Below are 16614 nucleotides of genomic sequence, written 5' to 3'. Positions count from 1 at the left end.
GCGGGTAGGTGCCCCGCAGGGCGCGGTTGAGCAGCGGCTTGTCGATGGACTCGTTGAGTGCAGCCCAGTTTTCCGCATCGATGCCCTCGACGAACAGGTTGGGATCGAAAGTGGGCTTGCTCACCAGGGCCAGGATCTCGCCGTTGCGCGGGTCGATGGCCACCAGCGCGCCCCGGCGGCTGCCATACAGCTCTTCAATGAGCTTTTGCAGCTTGACGTCGATGGACAGCATCACACTGTCACCCGGAGTGGCCGCATGGCTGGACAGCTTGCGCACAGCCCGCCCGCCCGCCGATGTCTCCATCTGCTCGAAGCCGGTCACGCCGTGCAGCGCCGCCTCGAAGCTCTGCTCCACACCGAGCTTGCCGATGTATTCCGTGCCCCGGTAGTTGGCTTCGTCCTCCGAGTCCTGGATGCGCGCCTTCTCGGCCTGGTTGATGCGGCCGATGTAGCCAATGGCGTGCGCCCCCACATCGCCCAGCGGGTAGTTGCGGAACAGCCGCGCCTTGATGTCCACCCCCGGAAAGCGGTAGCGCTGGGCGGTGAAGCGCGCCACCTCCTGGTCGGTCAGGCGGGTGCGAATGGGCAGGGATTCAAAGTTGCGCGACTCGTCCATGAGCCGCTTGAAACGCCGGCGGTCCCGGCTCTGGATATCCACCACCTTGGACAGCGCGTCGATGGTTTCATCCAGCACACCCGCCCGCGACGGCGTGATCTCCAGCGTATAGGCCGAATAGTTAGTCGCCAGCACCACCCCATTGCGGTCCAGGATCAGGCCCCGGTTGGGCACGATGGGCGCGACCGCAGTGCGGTTGCTCTCGGCCTGGGCCGCGAGGTCGTCGTGGCGCACCACCTGAAGAAAAATCAGCCGGGCCACCACCAGGCAGAACGCGGCAAACACCACCAGGCCCACCACCACGGCCCGCAGGCGAAAACGCGATGCGTCGGCTTCGCTGCTGCGCAGTTCGGTCATGTCAGTTGTCCACTCCGCTATGCGCCACCCGCAGCCCATGCAACTGGCGCAGCTCAGGCGAGGGCAGCCGCGCAAGGGCCGCCCCGCCGCGCTGGCGGCGTCCCCCTGCCCGCATTGCGCAGCAATGCGAGAGCGGGGGGAAGGCCCGCAGGGCCTCAGGGGGGTGTTGCGTCATGCTCACAACGGCCGGTTCTGGTCGCTATCGGGCGGGCGGCGCTGGGGCGCCAGCAGCACCCAGCTGGCCAGGGGCCAGAGCAGCGCCTCGATCAGCGGCGCCAGCAGGCTCCACAACCCCGGAAAAATTCCGCCCGCCGCCATGCGCAGCAACAGCTCTACGGCATGGGCCAGCGCAAACAGCGGAAACACCTGCAGCGCCTGCGACGGCACGCTGAACCACAGCAGGCGGCGGTGGATGGCAATAGCACCAAACGACAACACGGTGTACGACAGCGCATGCTGGCCCAGCAGCGCCGACTGGCTCACGTCCATGCACAGGCCCAGCACAAAGGCCGCGCCCATGCCAATGCGCAGCGGCTGGTGCACACCCCAGAAGACCAGCAGCACCATGAGCAGGTCAGGCGTCCAGACGATGCGGCCCAGCGGCAGCATGTTGATGGCCAGGCCCGCGACCAGGCTGAACCACATGAACACCGGGTTCACCGGCATCAGCAGCGGCTCACCGCGCGGCATGATCATGGCGCGTGTCCTTTCATCTTGGGGTGGGGGTGCGGCGGCTCACTTGCGGCCTCCGCGTTTGTTCGAAGGCACCGGGTGCGCCGGTTCGGGGCGCTGCAGCTCGTGCTCGGCCAGCGGCTTGAGCACCACGACATGGCGTGCGCCCTGCACCTGGGCCAGGGGCGCGCAGTAGATGCGGGCAAACGCCGAGTCGGCACGGCGCTCCACCCGTACCACGCGCGCCACGGGCAGGCCCGGGGGGTAGAGACCGTCCACGCCGCTGGTGGTCAGCAAGTCGTCTTCGCGGATGTCGGCATTGGCGGGCATGAAGCGCAGCTCCATGCCACCGCCGTGCCCTGCGACGGGGTCGCCGTAGGCCACACCCCGCACGCCGGTGCGGATGTTCAACACAGGGATCGCCTGGTCGCGGTCCACCAGCAGGGTGACCTCGCTCACCAGCGGAAACACCCGCGTCACCTGGCCCAGCACCCCGGCCTCGTCCATGACGGGTGCGCCCAGTTCCACGCCGCCCAACTGGCCCCTGTCCAGCACCACGCGGCGGGTGTAAGGGTCGGCCGTGTCATAGATCACCTCTGCCGCCTGGGCCGGGGTCTGCAGCCGGTCGCGAAGCTCCAGCAATTTGCGCAGGCGACCGTTTTCCAGGGCCAGCTGATCGGCCTGGTTGGCACGCTGGCCCATCTGGGTCATCGTCTTGCGGGCGGCGTCCAGGTCTTGCTGCGCGGTCTGCAGCGACTGGAAATAGCCGGAGCCCTGGCTGGCAAATTCCACCGGCTTGAGCATGATCCACTGCACCGGGTAGAGCACGGTGGCCACGACCTTGCGCAGCGGGTCGGTGAGATGGAAGCGCGCGTCAGCCACCATGAGGAACAGCGCCAGCGCACTGAACACGGCCAAACGCGACAGGGCCGAAGGGCCCTGTTTGAAGAAAGGAGGAGCGCTGCGCTCTAAAGTACCCAGTGGCATGTGCGGCGCATGCGGTCAGTGAAGTGGTCGCGTGCCTGTGGCATGACAGGCATCCCCGAATTACTCGCTGGTAAAGATGCTGCCCAGGCGGTCCATGCGCTCCAGCGCAATACCGCAACCGCGCACCACACAGGTCAGCGGGTCTTCGGCCACCAGCACGGGCAGGCCAGTTTCTTCGGCCAGCAGGCGGTCCAGGTCGCGCAGCAGCGCGCCGCCGCCCGTCAGCATCATGCCGCGGTCAGCAATGTCGGCGCCCAGCTCGGGGGGGGTTTGTTCCAGCGCGTTCTTCACGGCCGAGACGATCTGATTGAGCGGGTCGGTCAGGGCTTCCAGCACTTCGTTGGAAGAAATGGTGAAGCTGCGTGGCACGCCTTCGGACAGGTTGCGGCCCTTGACTTCCATCTCGCGCACTTCGGAGCCGGGGAAGGCGGAGCCGATGTTCTTCTTGATGGCTTCTGCCGTGGGCTCGCCGATCAGCATGCCGTAGTTGCGGCGGATGTAGCTGATGATGGCCTCGTCGAACTTGTCGCCACCGACGCGGACGCTGCCCTTGTAGACCATGCCGCCCAGCGAGATCACGCCCACTTCGGTGGTGCCGCCACCGATGTCCACCACCATGGAGCCCGAAGCCTCCGAAACCGGCAGACCGGCGCCAATACCAGCTGCCATGGGTTCTTCGATCAGGTAGACCGCTGTGGCGCCCGCTGCCTCGGCCGCGTCCTTGATGGCGCGGCGCTCGACCTGGGTGGAGCCGCAGGGCACGCAGATGATGATGCGCGGGCTGGGGGTGAACAGCGTGCGCGGGTGCACCATCTTGATGAACTGCTTGATCATCTGCTCGGTGATCACGAAGTCGGCGATCACACCGTCCTTCATCGGGCGGATGGCTTCGATGTTGCCGGGCACCTTGCCCAACATGGCCTTGGCCTCGTGGCCTACAGCCTGGATGACTTTTTTACCGTGGGGGCCACCTTCGTGGCGGATGGCGACGACGGAAGGTTCGTCGAGGACGATGCCCTTGTCGCGCGCGAAGATAAGGGTGTTGGCTGTGCCAAGGTCAATGGCAAGGTCGGTGGAGAAGTACCGACGGAAAGCTCCGAACATTCAAAAGTCCTCTCGGGCACGGCATGCGCGTCGGCCTGCCATCGCCAGGTATTTCAGGGGTGTTTATTGGCTTTTTTCACGCAATTGACTCCCATTCCGGGAGCTTTGCGGCAAAGCCGGGATAATACCCCATCCCCTGTGAATAACTCCCTCCGGCGAGCCCCGGATCACAGCTTTACTTCTGGTTTCTCTAGATTCTCCTCCCTATGGCACTGACCCCCCAGGACATCGGCCGCATTGCCAACTTGGCGCGGCTTGAGCTGACACCCTCAGAAAGTGAGCGCATGCTCACGCAGCTCAACGGCTTTTTTGACATCGTGGAACAGATGCGGGCTGTGGATACCTCGGGCGTCACGCCCTTGGCCCACCCCGTGGCCGCCATCCAGGACGTACAGCTGCGCCTGCGCGAAGACCTGGCCAGCGAGCCCAACCAGCGTGAAGCCAACCAGCAAAGCGCCCCCGCCGTCGAACGAGGCCTGTTCCTCGTGCCCAAAGTGATCGAGTAAGAGCCCCGCCGCATGACTTCCACCGCATTGCATGACCTGGGCGTAGCCCAGCTGGCCACCGAGCTGCGCGAACGCCGCGTCTCGGCCGTCGAGGCCGCCCGGCATTTCCTCGCCCGCGCACAGGCCCACCAGAACCTGGGCGCCTACGTGGCCGTGAACCCCGAGATCACCCTGGCCCAGGCCCGCGCCCAAGACGCCGCCATTGCCGCAGGCACCGCAGGCCCCCTGGCGGGCGTGCCGATTGCGCACAAGGACATCTTTGTCACCAAGGATTTCCCCAGCACCGCAGGCTCGAAGATGCTCGCGGGCTACCAGTCGCCCTTTGATGCCACCGTGGTCACCAAGCTGGCCGACGCGGGCGCCGTGACGCTGGGCAAGCTCAACTGCGACGAGTTCGCCATGGGCTCGGCCAACGAGAACTCCGCCGTCGCCCCCGTGGGCTTTGACGCCCCGGCCCCCGTGCGCAACCCCTGGGCCACCGACCGCATCCCCGGAGGCTCGTCCGGCGGCAGCGCCGTGGCCGTGGCCGCACGCCTGGCCCCCGCCGTCACCGGCACCGACACGGGCGGCTCCATCCGCCAGCCCGCCTCGTTCTGCGGCATCACCGGCATCAAGCCCACCTATGGCCGCGCCAGCCGCTACGGGATGATCGCGTTTGCCTCCAGCCTCGACCAAGCAGGCCCCATGGCCCGCAGCGCCGAAGACTGCGCGCTGCTGCTGTCCGCCATGTGCGGCCCCGACCCGGACCGCGACTCGACCAGCCTGGATGTGCCAGCCGAAAACTTCAGCGCCCACCTGAACGACAGCATTGAGGGCCTGCGCATCGGCATCCCCGCCGAGTTCTTTGGCGAAGGCCTGGCGCCTGATGTGCGCGCTGCCGTGGACGGTGCCCTCAAGGAATACGAAAAGCTCGGTGCCAAGCTCGTACCCATCAGCCTGCCGCGCACACAGCTGTCCATCCCGGTCTACTACATCATTGCCCCGGCTGAGGCGTCGTCCAACCTCTCCCGCTTTGACGGCGTGAAGTTCGGCCACCGCGCCAAGGACTACACCGACCTGGTGGACATGTACAAGAAGACCCGCGCCGAAGGTTTTGGCGACGAGGTCAAGCGCCGCATCATGATCGGCGCCTATGTGCTGAGCCACGGCTACTACGACGCCTACTACCTGCAGGCACAGAAGATTCGCCGCATGATCGCCGACGACTTCCAGAACGCGTTCAAGGAATGCGATGTCATCGCCGGCCCCGTGGCCCCCACGGTGGCCTGGAAGCTGGGCGACCACGGCAACGACCCGCTGGCCGACTACCTGGCCGACATCTTCACCCTGCCCGGCTCGCTGGCTGGCCTGCCAGGCATGAGCGTGCCCGCCGGGTTTGGCGAGGGCGGCATGCCCGTGGGACTGCAGTTGCTGGGCAACTACTACCAGGAAGCCCGCCTTCTGAACGCTGCGCACCGCCTGCAGCAAGCCACCGATTTCCACCTCCACCGTCCGGAGGGCTTCTGACATGACCGCCAAACTGATCCATGGGTATGAAGTCGTCATCGGCTTCGAGACCCACACCCAGCTCGCTACCAAGAGCAAAATTTTCAGCCGCGCCGCCACCGCCTTCGGCGCCGAGCCCAACACCCAGGCCTGCGCCGTGGACCTGGCCCTGCCCGGCACACTGCCCGTGATGAACCGCGAAGCCGTGGCCTGCGCTATCAAATTAGGACTGGCCCTCGGCTCCCACATTGCGGAGAAGAGCATTTTTGCGCGCAAAAATTACTTCTACCCTGACCTGCCCAAGGGCTACCAGATCAGCCAGTTCGAGATCCCGGTCGTACAAGGCGGCGAGGTGTCGTTCTTTCTGGGCGACGAAAAGAAGACCGTGCGCCTGGTGCGCGCCCACCTGGAAGAAGACGCGGGCAAGTCGCTGCACGAGGACTTCATCGGCCAGAGCGGCATCGACCTGAACCGCGCAGGCACGCCGCTGCTGGAGATCGTGACCGAACCCGACATGAGCTCGTCCGAAGAAGCCGTGGCCTACGCCAAGGAGCTGCACAAGATCGTCACGTGGATCGGCATCTGCGACGGCAACATGCAGGAAGGCAGCTTCCGCTGCGACGCCAACGTGTCGGTGCGCAAGCCCGGCCAGCCGCTGGGCACCCGCCGCGAGATCAAGAACCTGAACTCGTTCAAGTTCATGCAGCAGGCCATCGACTACGAGATCCGCTGGCAGATCGAACAGATCGAAGACGGCCACGCCATCCAGCAGGCCACCGTGCTGTTCGACCCCGACACGGGCGAGACGCGCGCCATGCGCACCAAAGAAGACGCGGCGGATTACCGCTACTTCCCCGACCCCGACCTGCCTCCGCTACATATTTCAGAGCAGTGGATCGAGGAACAGCGCGCGCAGATGGCCGAATTACCCCGCGTTGTTGCCGCACGTTACGTCAGAGACTACGGTCTGTCGGAATATGACGCGTCTGCTCTTACGCAAAGCAAAGCAACCATGATTTACTTCCAGCAAGTTGTCTTGGGGGCCAGTGCACCGGTATCGCCAAAAATTGCATGCAACTGGATCATGGGCGAGTTGTCGCGGCGACTCAATTCGGATGAAGTTGCCATCGAGGACGCACCCGTAAAACCAGGACAGATGGTTGCGCTACTGACACGCATTGCCGACGGCACCATCTCCAACAACGCGGCCAAGCAGGTGTTCGACGCGTTGTGGACTGGCGAAGGGAAGGACGTGGATGCCGTCATTGAGGCCAAGGGCCTCAAGCAGATGAACGACTCCGGCGCGCTGGAGAAGATCATCGACGAGGTGATTGCTGCTAACGCCGACAACGTGGCCCAGTTCCGCGCGGGCAAGGACAAGGCGTTCAATGCGCTGGTGGGCCAAATCATGAAGGCCAGCAAAGGCAAGGCGAACCCGACGCAGGTGAACGAACTGCTGCGCGCCAAGCTTGCAGGCTGATGGCCCCTGACGGCCTGACGGGCTGAAAGCAGCCACCCACACAAAGGGGCCTCACGGCCCCTTTTGCGTTTGGGCCGTCTGGCGCGCCCCTGGCCTAACGGCTGGTGGCGGGGGTTCCTGTCGCCACACCGGAGGCCGCAGCAGGCAGGCCCTGCGACTCCCACAGCTTGCGCAACTGGGCCAGTTCGGTGTCAAAGCGCTGGTGCACACGCCGTTTTTCCTGGTCCTGTCCGGCAATGAAGCGCTGCTGCTCCGCCATGCTGTCCTCGTTCTCCGCGATCTTGCGGCGCAGCGCCATGGGGGCCTTATTGGGGTCCTTCTTGTAGAACTCCATCTCCACCTCAAACGCCTTGTGCTGCTGCTTGAGTTCTGTGAGGCGTTTTTCTGCGGTGGCAGTCACCGCATCGACCATCTGGATAGCGGCTGCGCGCTCGACATCGTGGCTGGCCTTGTCGGGGTAGCGGGTGGTAAGCACGCGTTCGCGACGGCGTTCCTCCAGTTCACGGCTACGCGCTTCAGCGTCCTTGCGCTGCTGGGCCTCCTGAGCGGCACGCTCCTGCTCGGTGAGCGAGGGACCAATCTGCCGACGCACGATCCCCGAAGGACTCAGCTCCCGCTGCTCGCGGTCCAGGCACTCGGGGATGGGGCGGTCGGCAGTCAACCGTCGGCCATTGCGGTCTATACAGGTGTAGATACCTCCAACTGGCGCCTGTGCCCAAGCAAAATCGGCGGCCAGGGTGGCCAGCAAGACCCCGCCCATGATCCACGCCGATTGACTGCTGCTCAAAGTGTTCTACCCCTCGTTGACGCCATAACGCTGGCGATAGGCCAGGACTTTTTCGTGGTGGAAGCGCATAGCATCCTCCCCGTTTTGCTCCAGGTAGAGCAATAAGTCTGCCAGACGTGCGATGGCGCACACCTGCATGCCCAATTGGTTGCGCACGTACTGCACAGCGCTGTGGTCTACGTCTTGGCCATTCTCTGTGGCTTTTTCCTGGCGGTCCAACGCAATGGCCACCGCGTGGGGCGTAGCGCCTGCCGCCTTGATGATGGCGATGGATTCGCGGGCGGCGGTACCGGCCGACATCACATCGTCCACGATCAGCACCCTGCCCTGCAGCGGCGCGCCCACCAGGGTGCCACCTTCGCCGTGGTCCTTGGCCTCTTTGCGGTTGTAGGCAAAAGGCACGTTGCGGCCCAGCCGCGCCAGCTCCACGGCCACGGTGGCGGCCAGCGGAATGCCTTTGTAGGCGGGGCCGAACACCATGTCGAATTCGATGCCGCTGGCCAGCAGGGCTTTTGCATAGAATTCCGCGAGGCGGCCGATCTTGCGGCCATCGTCGAACAGACCGGCATTGAAAAAATAGGGGCTCAGGCGCCCGGCCTTGGTCTTGAATTCACCAAACCGCAGCACGCCCGATTCAACGGCAAAACGGACAAAATCCTGCGCCAGCTGGTCCTGCTCAGAGGTTTGCGCGCCAACATCCACCATGGGGAAATCCTTGTTCAAATTAACCAGCCTCAATCTCAATGGCATCCGCTCGGCCACCAGCAAAGGCGTGGAAAGCTGGATGGCAGCCACGCGGCCGGATTGTATTTGTGTGCAGGAAGTCAAGGCACAGGCGAGCGACATGGCCAACCGCTTTGAGCGGCTGGCCGACCTGCAGGGCCACTTCCACTTCGCCCAAAAAAAGGGCTACTCCGGTGTGGGGGTGTACACCCGGCACGAGCCTTCCGACATAGTGATTGGCTATGGATCTGAAGAATTCGATGCAGAAGGCCGCTATGTGGAACTGCGCTTTGACACGCCTGCCCGCAAGCTGTCCATCATCAGCGCCTACTTCCCAAGCGGCTCCTCGGGCGAGGAACGCCAGCTGGCCAAGTTCCGCTTTCTGGCCGAGTTCCACCCCCATCTCATGCGCCTGAAGGCCGAGCGCGAATTCATCCTGTGCGGTGACATCAACATTGCGCACCAGCAAATCGACCTCAAAAACTGGCGCAGCAACCAGAAAAACAGTGGTTTTTTGCCCGAAGAACGCGCCTGGATGACAAAGTTGTTGCACACAACTGATGAAGGTGGCGGCATCATCGACGTGTACCGTCAGTTACAACCCACTGCGACCGACACCGCCTATACCTGGTGGAGCAACCGCGGCCAAGCCTATGCCAACAACGTGGGTTGGCGGCTGGACTACCACCTCGCCACCCCTGCGCTGGCGGCGCTGGCACGCACCGAATCCATCTACAAGGGCGAGAAATTCTCAGACCACGCACCCATCACTGTGGACTACGAGTTCCACCTATGACCGCCCCTCTGACCCGATGACCGAAGCCGCCGCCTCCGCACCTCCACCCGCTCACAGTTTTCGCCCCCCCAGTGCAGAGGCCTTGTGGAAGCAGATTTCCACCCCTCACCCAACGGTCGGAAAGGCAAGGCACCTGGGCGAGGCGCTGGTGCATGCAGGGCTGCTGACACTGCCTGCACTGTCCGAAGGGCTACAAGCACAGCAGCTTGAGCGTAGCGGCGGGCAGTACCGGCCCATTGGCCAAATCTTGGTGGACCGTGGGGCCCTGACCCAGGAGCAGCTGCGCAACGTCATCGCCACCTGGCTGGGTGAGTACACGGTGCACCCCGGCGACATCACCCCGGAAGCCTCGGCCCTGGCCCTCATCCCCCGCGCCGTGGCCGAGCGCGAGTCCGTGTTGCCGCTGATTGCACGCGAGGACGCGCTGGTGCTGCTCATGGCCGACCCCTGGGACCGGGTTCTGGTGGACGAGATGCGCTTTCTGACCCAGCGGCGCCTGATCCCGCTGCAGGCCGCACCGGGCACACTGATGCCAGCCATCCACAAGGCCTACCGCACCGCACCTGCCGCGCCGGGCAGCGCCAGCGCAGGTGCCCGCGCCACCTCGCAAGAGCTGCTGACCAACCTGAGCAGTGCCGCGCCGGACGCCGATGCCGAACAGGCCGACGTGATCAGCGAGTCGGACAACACCCTGGTGCGGCTCATCAACTCGGTGATCGACGAAGCCATCAACCACCGCGCCTCCGATATCCATATCGAGACCGAACCCGCCCCGCGCAATGTGCGCGTGCGCCTTCGCATCGACGGCGATCTGGTGCCCTACCTTGAGCTCCCCGCGCGCTACCGGTTTGCCATGGTGGCGCGCATCAAGATCATGGCCAGCATGGACATCTCCGAGCACCGCAAGCCCCAGGACGGCAAGATCGACTTCGCGCGCTTTGGCGGCCCGCCGGTGGAGCTGCGGGTGGTGACCGTGCCCACCTCGCGCGGGCTGGAGGACGTTGTGCTGCGCCTGCTGGCGGGCGCAAAGCCCCTGCCACTGGAGAACATCGGCCTGAGCCAGCCCAACCTGGCGGCACTGCGCTCCGTGGTACAAAAAAGCTATGGCCTGGTGCTGGTGTGCGGCCCGACAGGCTGCGGCAAGACCACCACGCTGCACTCGGTGGTGCGCGACATCAACACCGCCGGCCGCAAGATCTGGACGGCCGAAGATCCCATTGAGATCACCCAGGAGGGCCTGCGCCAAGTGCAGGTGAACCCGCGCATCGGCTGGACATTTGCTGCGGCCATGCGCACCTTCTTGCGCGCAGACCCCGACGTGATCATGATCGGCGAGATGCGCGACGAGGAAACCTCGCGCATCGCCATCGAGGCCTCGCTCACCGGACACCTGGTGCTGTCCACCCTTCACACCAACTCGGCGCCCGAGAGCATTGCACGCCTGCTCGAAATCGGCCTGGACCCGTTCAACTTTTCCGACTCTCTGCTCGCCATCCTGGCACAGCGCCTGGTGCGCCGCCTGTGCACCGCCTGCCGGGCGCCCCAGATCGCCGACATGGATACGCTGATGGGCCTGGCCTCGCAGTACCTGGAAAGTGGCACTGGCAACACGCCCGAAAGCCGCCAGGCGCAGATCGCGCGCTGGCGCCAGCAGTATGGTGGGGCACAGGGCGAACTGCGACTGTGGCGCCATGTGGGCTGCCAACAATGCGACGGCCATGGCTACCACGGGCGACTAGGTATCCATGAGCTGATGATGAGCGACGAGGCCATCCGCCAGCACATCCGCCACCGTGCCCCGGCCTCGGACATCCGTCATTCCGCGCTGGCGGCTGGCATGCGTACCCTGCGCCAGGACGGTATCGACAAGGCGCTGCAGGGCCTGACCGACATGTCCGAGGTGGTCGCAGCCACCAACCTCTAGGGATCCTCTGCACAAATCATCGCGCCGTGTGCATCTGCGGTCTCGGGCGGTCTGCGGCGTTGCAAATACTCGCAATAGCTACGGCTATTGCTGCGTCAATTTTTCCCGTTCAGCGCCTTGCAGCCCCTCCCGATCCGCAGCGCACACTTACCGCTCGATTCGTACGGAGGATCCCTAGCGCTCGGCGCGCCGCAACGCGACACCTTGGCGGCAGAGCGGGCCCCGCAGGGGGGCAGCGGGGATTGAATGCAAACAAATGCAGCCACCTTGGACCGCAAGCGCTCGGCTGGCCGGAAGGCTCACCCAAAAATACCGCAAGCAACGTCAACAATTGTCAAGTTTCCCTATTTGTGGCGTTTTTCCGTTTGGGACCTGCCGAATTTTGTGCTTTCCGCTGCATAGTTACCTTGTGTCCGCCCCCTGCCCCAAGGCCGGGGCTTCGATGAAAGTGAAAGACCCGCACCAGCACTGACCCCTTGCATCGGCGGAAACGGAAGACGTGAAAGTTGTGATGATGTCCAGAACCATGGCTGTCCTGCCCCGCGCAGGCGCCGCCTTGATTTCCCTGATGGCGCTCTGGGCCCAGCATGGGGCACATGCGGGCCTGGTGTGTCCCGGCCCCGAAAGCCGCAGTGTGCTTCAGCTGCGCGCTTCCCAGGGCAGCCCGCCCCAGACCTGCGACCTCAAAGGCCTGGCCAAACTACCCGCCCAGGAGATCGTGGCCACGTTCCCTGACGGGCTGGGCTTGGGGGGGGAGCACCGCTGGCGGGGTGTTTCGCTGCGCCACCTGGTCGAGCAGCTGGGGGGAGGCGAACACAGCCAGATCCTGCTGGCAGCGCTGGACGACTATGCCATTGAAATCCCCTGGAGCGACCTCGTGCGTTTCGACCCCATCCTGGCGTACAGCCGCGACGGTGAGCGCATCAGCATCCGCGACAAGGGGCCGCTGATCCTGATCTACCCGTTTGGCACCCACCCCCAATTGCAGGGGCAGGACTACATCAACCGATCCATCTGGCAGGTCAATGCAGTCACCCTCCGGTAAGCCGCTGCCAGGCCTGGCAGCGAACGCCCCCCTCCCTGGCCAGCCCCGCCAGCACGCCACCTACTGGCTGCTGGCCATGGTGGCGGCCATGGCGCTGGCCACCGCCGCCACCTTGTGGTGGACGCTGCGCCAGACACACGTGCTGGCGCAGCCCCATCAGCAGAACGACCTTTGGTATGTCTCCAGTGTGCACAACGAGCTGGCCCGGGTGAGCCTGCTGGCGCGCAAGGTACGGGCCCGCGAGGCCAGCACACAAGACCTGCATGAACGGCTGGAAGTGCTGCTCAGCACACTCGACACCTCCGGCCGGGGGCCCCGCGTCAGCACCCAGCTGCGCGACGCCCTGCCCGAGGCCGCCCAGGACCTGGACAACCTGCGCCCGCTGGTGGAGCACTGGTCCACCAAGTTGGCCCCCCTCGCCACACAGAACGGCAACACCAAGGCCGCAATCGCTATCACCGCCGACATCGTGCGGCAGTCAGACCCCTTGCTGGACCGCCTGCGCAAGGTGGTCGCCACCGTTCACCTCTTCAGCGCACAGGAGGCCAACCAGGCGCGCCAACAGCTCTACCAGCGTTTTCTGGTGCTCAGTGCTGTGCTGGGCGGGCTGCTGCTGGGCACGGCCCTGCTGACCGGCAAACTGGTGCGCGATACCCGCCTGGCCCGCGCCGCTTCGCAGCAGTTGGCGCTGGCCAACCGCCAGCTCGAAGTGCGGGTGGCCAGCCGCACCCGCAAGATCGAAGAAGGCCGCGCGCTGCTGAGCTTCATACTGAACACCAGCCCCAGCGACGTGGTTCTGGCCGAGGTCGAAAGCGGGCGCGTACATTTCATCAACCGCCAGCTCACCGAACACCTGGGACTCAAGGCTGCGCCAAAGACCCTGTTCCTGCCCGAGCTGCTGCACGATCCCGAAACCCGCGAGCGCTTCACCCAAGCCCTGGACCGCTACGGCCAGGTCGATGCGATGGAAGCCCTGATTGGCGAACACGCGCCCCGCTGGAGCTCGCTGTCGGCCCGCCTGATCGAGGTGGAGGGGCAGCTGGCGCACTTGCTGTGGGGCTTTGACATCAGCGCCCACAAGGCGCTGGAAGGCCAGCTGCGCGAGCTAGCGACACGCGACGCACTCAGCGGGCTGCTCAACCGGAGGGCGTTCCTGGAGCGCAGCACCGCACTGTTCGACCATTGCCGCCGCCACGGCCAGCCCTGCGCCGTGCTCATGATCGACATCGACCACTTCAAACGCATCAACGACCGGCACGGCCACCAGATGGGCGACGTGGCCATCCGCAGCTGCGCGCAGGCCATTGGCAACGTCCTGCGCGACGCCGACCTGCTGGGCCGCCTGGGGGGCGAAGAATTTGCAGCGCTGCTACCCCACGCTACTGCCGACAGCGCCGCCGTGGTGGCCGAACGCATCCGTAGCGCCATGGCGGAGATGAACCTTGAGTCGCCCCAGGGCCAGCCGCTCGCATTTACCATCTCGATCGGTGTGGCCGAAATGGCGGCGCACCACGCGAGCATTGAGCCCCTGCTGGTCGATGCCGACCAGGCGCTGTATCGCGCCAAGGCCACAGGCCGCAACAAAGTGCTTGCCTACGAAGCCGCTATCGGACAACCTTGACCCCACCGACCGTCCTAGACACCATGAGCCTGCGCCTATTGATCGTTGACGACAGCCGCATGTCGCGCCTCATTCTGCAGGGCATGATCCTGCAGACCCACCCCCAATGGACCATCGTGCATGCCAGCAGTGGCGAAGAGGCCCTGCAGCTGGTGCGCGAAAGCCCGGTGGACCTCGTGTCCATGGACTTCAACATGGCCGGTATGAACGGCCTGGAGGCCGCGCTGGAACTGCGCAAGATCCTGCCCACGGTGCCGATCGCTATCGTCACGGCCAACGTGCAGACCGCCGTGCAGGGGCGCATCGAGGAAGCCGGCATGGTGTTCATCGCCAAGCCCATCACCGCCAGCGCAGCCGCCCAGCTCGCAGCGCTGGCAGGAGCCTGACATGACGGTGCAGCTAGATGCCGAACAAATCGACGCACTCAGCGAAATCCTCAACATCGGCGTAGGCAAGGCCGCCGCCGCCATGGGCGCCCTCATGCACGACGAAGTGCTGCTGTCGGTGCCCCATGTGAGCATCTTCACCGTGAGCGAAGCCGCCCAGCAACTGGGGGCCGTGGGCAGCACCATGTACGGCGTGCGCCAGCCGTTTCGCGGCACCTTCAGCGGTGACGCCCTGCTGATCTTCCCCGGCCACAAGAGTCTGGAGATTGTGCGCGTCGTCGCGGGCCAGAGCGCACCCGGCGAAGACCTCAGCGCCATTGAGCAGGATGCGATGACCGAGGTGGGCAACGTCATGCTCAACGCCTGCATCGCCGCGCTGTCCGACCTGCTGGGCAACGAATTCCAGCTCAGCCCCCCCAGCATCGACGTGGGCGACAGCCGCACCATCCTGGGCACCCGCATCCAGAACCACCTGGTGGTTTTCTTGCACATCCGCTTTGAGCTGCTGAGCAGCCAGATCGAGGGGTTTGTGGTATTTGTGCTCAACACCACTTCGCTCGAAGGCCTGCGCGCGGCAGTAAACCAGCTGCTGGGGCGACCTACAGAGTTGGATTGACGCCGGGGCCTGCGTGGCGCGCTGTGCGACACTCACCGCCCCCGTTGCGCCACCCCACTGCGGCTGGCGCGCCCTGGATTTCACCTCCCTGCCGCATGCTCCGCTACCTCACCGTCCCGGTTACCGCCTTCCAGCAGAACTGCTCCCTCGTCTGGTGCGATGCCACCCATCAGGCCGCCGTGATCGACCCCGGGGGCGACCTCGATGTGCTGCTGGCTGAAATCAAGCGCCTGGGCCTTACGCTGTCGCAGATCTGGCTCACGCACGCGCACATCGACCACGCGGGGGGCACGGGCGAGCTGGCCACGCGTTTGGGGTTGCCCATCGTGGGGCCGCACCCGGGCGACCAGTTCTGGATTGACGGGCTGCCGCAGCAAAGCGCGATGTTCGGGTTTCCGCCTGCGCAGCATTTCACGCCCACGCGCTGGCTGGCGGATGGCGACACGGTGCAGATTGGCAACGAGACGCTGGCCGTGCGCCACTGCCCCGGGCACACGCCCGGGCATGTGGTGTTCCATGCGCCGCAGATCGACCGGGCCTTTGTGGGCGATGTGCTGTTTGCGGGCAGCATCGGCCGCACGGATTTCCCGATGGGCAACCACCAGGAGCTGATCGACAGTATCACCCAGCGCCTGTGGCCCATGGGCGACCAGACGGTGTTCATCCCCGGGCATGGGCCAGAGAGCACCTTTGGCCGGGAGCGCAAGAGCAATCCCTACGTGGGCGGCACCTGAAACGGCGTGCCTGCACCCCAGAATTTGTACTTTTTTTGGCTGTTTCCGCCCGCTGGAAAAGCAAAGTTTGCTATTAAATTCGCAGCAAACACCCCCACACTGCAGTCTGGCGCGCCCACCAGGACACGCGCCGATCTCAGGGGCAGGGGCCTCTCTTCGCTTTAAAAATCAAACCTGGCCTACAGGCGCACGGCACGCGATGCGCCCAGGTCAGCGTGAGCTTGGGCACACCAAACTGCGCGCGGCCCCGGTTCACCTGCTGGTGCTGGCCGACGCGGCGCTGCAGCAATAGCCCGCCTTTGTTCAACACAACAACCCCATCCCCAAAAAACGCCAGGGCCATTTGCCCACCACCGAGGCCAGCCGTTACCCGCAGCGCCTGTGCTGCCACTTCACCCGCAAGATCGGCGTGGACCACGGCGAGCACCGGGGTGAGGCCCATTTCCCATGGGGCCTGTGTGTGCAGCGTGCGGACAGCAAAGCCCTGCCCTTTGATTGCCGCGCGAAAGACGGTGCCAGCCTGGCACACGTACAGTTCGCCATCGACTCGCATGTGGAACTGTTTTCCCGCAAGAGCCCCATGGCCGTGGCCTGGCAACCGGTGCAGAACGACTGAGCGGGCCCATGAGGTTCTGCATTCGGCTTAACTGGCTGGCTGCACCCCGTCAGATCCGGTGTTCAATCCAAGGGAGTGCTTTCTAAAATGTGACATTTTGTTAGAGAACGTTGTCGGCAGCAATCTGCCGGCGAGCGTTCGCCAGGCCATGGCACGTTC

General features: G+C 64.8%; 17 protein-coding genes. 11 read left to right on the top strand and 6 right to left on the bottom strand.

What is annotated here, in order from left to right; all coding sequences use genetic code 11:
* The 4 genes from DBR12_RS01620 to DBR12_RS01600 all read right to left on the bottom strand — a co-directional run.
* Positions 1 to 751: penicillin-binding transpeptidase domain-containing protein (locus DBR12_RS01620; protein ID WP_369861309.1), on the bottom strand; the 751-nt coding region annotated here is incomplete at its 3' end.
* 399 nt (positions 752 to 1150) lie between these two features.
* Positions 1151 to 1669 (bottom strand): rod shape-determining protein MreD, encoded by a 519-nt coding sequence (mreD, locus tag DBR12_RS01610; RefSeq protein ID WP_063460974.1) that lies wholly within the window; start codon positions 1667 to 1669, stop codon positions 1151 to 1153.
* A 39-nt stretch (positions 1670 to 1708) separates the two neighbouring features.
* Complete coding sequence (gene mreC, locus DBR12_RS01605; protein ID WP_108615655.1) at positions 1709 to 2632, bottom strand: rod shape-determining protein MreC; 924 nt, start codon at positions 2630 to 2632, stop codon at positions 1709 to 1711.
* A 60-nt stretch (positions 2633 to 2692) separates the two neighbouring features.
* Positions 2693 to 3736: a rod shape-determining protein gene (locus DBR12_RS01600; RefSeq protein ID WP_008907364.1), complete on the bottom strand. Its 1044-nt coding sequence runs from the start codon at positions 3734 to 3736 to the stop codon at positions 2693 to 2695.
* A gap of 206 nt (positions 3737 to 3942) precedes the next feature.
* Between DBR12_RS01600 and gatC the strand changes: the two genes are divergently transcribed.
* The 3 genes from gatC to gatB are packed head-to-tail and all read left to right on the top strand — an operon-like array spanning position 3943 to position 7207.
* Complete coding sequence (gatC, locus tag DBR12_RS01595; RefSeq protein ID WP_055394393.1) at positions 3943 to 4242, top strand: Asp-tRNA(Asn)/Glu-tRNA(Gln) amidotransferase subunit GatC; 300 nt, start codon at positions 3943 to 3945, stop codon at positions 4240 to 4242.
* A gap of 12 nt (positions 4243 to 4254) precedes the next feature.
* Complete coding sequence (gatA, locus tag DBR12_RS01590; protein ID WP_108615654.1) at positions 4255 to 5748, top strand: Asp-tRNA(Asn)/Glu-tRNA(Gln) amidotransferase subunit GatA; 1494 nt, start codon at positions 4255 to 4257, stop codon at positions 5746 to 5748.
* A gap of 1 nt (position 5749) precedes the next feature.
* Complete coding sequence (gene gatB / locus DBR12_RS01585; protein WP_108615653.1) at positions 5750 to 7207, top strand: Asp-tRNA(Asn)/Glu-tRNA(Gln) amidotransferase subunit GatB; 1458 nt, start codon at positions 5750 to 5752, stop codon at positions 7205 to 7207.
* Positions 7208 to 7301: 94 nt separating this feature from the next.
* On the opposite strand, the gene DBR12_RS01580 is transcribed toward gatB, so the two are convergent.
* Positions 7302 to 7967 (bottom strand): DUF4124 domain-containing protein, encoded by a 666-nt coding sequence (locus DBR12_RS01580; protein WP_108615652.1) that lies wholly within the window; start codon positions 7965 to 7967, stop codon positions 7302 to 7304.
* A 33-nt stretch (positions 7968 to 8000) separates the two neighbouring features.
* Complete coding sequence (gene pyrE, locus DBR12_RS01575; RefSeq protein WP_108615651.1) at positions 8001 to 8699, bottom strand: orotate phosphoribosyltransferase; 699 nt, start codon at positions 8697 to 8699, stop codon at positions 8001 to 8003.
* A gap of 10 nt (positions 8700 to 8709) precedes the next feature.
* Between pyrE and DBR12_RS01570 the strand changes: the two genes are divergently transcribed.
* The 8 genes from DBR12_RS01570 (at position 8710) to DBR12_RS01535 (ending at position 16455) form a co-directional block, all read left to right on the top strand.
* The gene (locus DBR12_RS01570; RefSeq protein ID WP_108615656.1) at positions 8710 to 9513 is read left to right on the top strand and encodes an exodeoxyribonuclease III; all 804 of its coding nucleotides are present in this window, start codon (positions 8710 to 8712) and stop codon (positions 9511 to 9513) included.
* Positions 9514 to 9595: 82 nt separating this feature from the next.
* Entirely contained in the window at positions 9596 to 11437 is a 1842-nt protein-coding gene (locus tag DBR12_RS01565; protein ID WP_233244244.1) for a GspE/PulE family protein, read from the top strand.
* Between the two features lie 526 nt (positions 11438 to 11963).
* Positions 11964 to 12482 (top strand): molybdopterin-dependent oxidoreductase, encoded by a 519-nt coding sequence (locus tag DBR12_RS01560; RefSeq protein WP_158274957.1) that lies wholly within the window; start codon positions 11964 to 11966, stop codon positions 12480 to 12482.
* Positions 12463 to 14103, top strand: coding sequence for a GGDEF domain-containing protein (locus DBR12_RS01555; RefSeq protein ID WP_108615648.1), 1641 nt, complete (start codon positions 12463 to 12465; stop codon positions 14101 to 14103). The genes DBR12_RS01560 and DBR12_RS01555 overlap by 20 nt, the downstream gene beginning before the upstream one ends.
* Before the next feature lie 23 nt (positions 14104 to 14126).
* On the top strand, positions 14127 to 14489 hold the full coding sequence (locus DBR12_RS01550; RefSeq protein ID WP_108615647.1) for a response regulator: 363 nt from the start codon (positions 14127 to 14129) through the stop codon (positions 14487 to 14489).
* 1 nt (position 14490) lies between these two features.
* Complete coding sequence (locus DBR12_RS01545) at positions 14491 to 15105, top strand: chemotaxis protein CheC (RefSeq protein WP_108615646.1); 615 nt, start codon at positions 14491 to 14493, stop codon at positions 15103 to 15105.
* A gap of 95 nt (positions 15106 to 15200) precedes the next feature.
* On the top strand, positions 15201 to 15839 hold the full coding sequence (locus DBR12_RS01540) for an MBL fold metallo-hydrolase (RefSeq protein ID WP_108615645.1): 639 nt from the start codon (positions 15201 to 15203) through the stop codon (positions 15837 to 15839).
* A gap of 343 nt (positions 15840 to 16182) precedes the next feature.
* Positions 16183 to 16455, top strand: coding sequence for a DUF2218 domain-containing protein (locus DBR12_RS01535; protein WP_233244243.1), 273 nt, complete (start codon positions 16183 to 16185; stop codon positions 16453 to 16455).
* The last annotated feature ends 159 nt before the right edge of the window (positions 16456 to 16614 follow it).

The organism is Acidovorax sp. HMWF029 (genome assembly GCF_003060895.1).
In the GTDB taxonomy this organism is placed as follows: Bacteria; Pseudomonadota; Gammaproteobacteria; order Burkholderiales; family Burkholderiaceae_C; genus Acidovorax.
The sequence above is the reverse complement of the archived record's forward strand: the minus strand, read 5'-3'. Positions and strand labels throughout refer to the sequence as shown.

Excerpts from the sequence above, each read along its gene's own strand:
- mreD (WP_063460974.1), bottom strand. The coding sequence starts at position 1,669 with ATGATCATGCCGCGCGGTGAGCCGCTGCTGATGCCGGTGAACCCGGTG.
- mreC (WP_108615655.1), bottom strand. The coding sequence starts at position 2,632 with ATGCCACTGGGTACTTTAGAGCGCAGCGCTCCTCCTTTCTTCAAACAG.
- DBR12_RS01600 (WP_008907364.1), bottom strand. The coding sequence starts at position 3,736 with ATGTTCGGAGCTTTCCGTCGGTACTTCTCCACCGACCTTGCCATTGAC.
- gatC (WP_055394393.1), top strand. The coding sequence starts at position 3,943 with ATGGCACTGACCCCCCAGGACATCGGCCGCATTGCCAACTTGGCGCGG.
- gatA (WP_108615654.1), top strand. The coding sequence starts at position 4,255 with ATGACTTCCACCGCATTGCATGACCTGGGCGTAGCCCAGCTGGCCACC.
- gatB (WP_108615653.1), top strand. The coding sequence starts at position 5,750 with ATGACCGCCAAACTGATCCATGGGTATGAAGTCGTCATCGGCTTCGAG.
- DBR12_RS01580 (WP_108615652.1), bottom strand. The coding sequence starts at position 7,967 with ATGGGCGGGGTCTTGCTGGCCACCCTGGCCGCCGATTTTGCTTGGGCA.
- pyrE (WP_108615651.1), bottom strand. The coding sequence starts at position 8,699 with ATGGTGGATGTTGGCGCGCAAACCTCTGAGCAGGACCAGCTGGCGCAG.
- DBR12_RS01560 (WP_158274957.1), top strand. The coding sequence starts at position 11,964 with ATGGCTGTCCTGCCCCGCGCAGGCGCCGCCTTGATTTCCCTGATGGCG.
- DBR12_RS01555 (WP_108615648.1), top strand. The coding sequence starts at position 12,463 with ATGCAGTCACCCTCCGGTAAGCCGCTGCCAGGCCTGGCAGCGAACGCC.
- DBR12_RS01550 (WP_108615647.1), top strand. The coding sequence starts at position 14,127 with ATGAGCCTGCGCCTATTGATCGTTGACGACAGCCGCATGTCGCGCCTC.
- DBR12_RS01545 (WP_108615646.1), top strand. The coding sequence starts at position 14,491 with ATGACGGTGCAGCTAGATGCCGAACAAATCGACGCACTCAGCGAAATC.
- DBR12_RS01540 (WP_108615645.1), top strand. The coding sequence starts at position 15,201 with ATGCTCCGCTACCTCACCGTCCCGGTTACCGCCTTCCAGCAGAACTGC.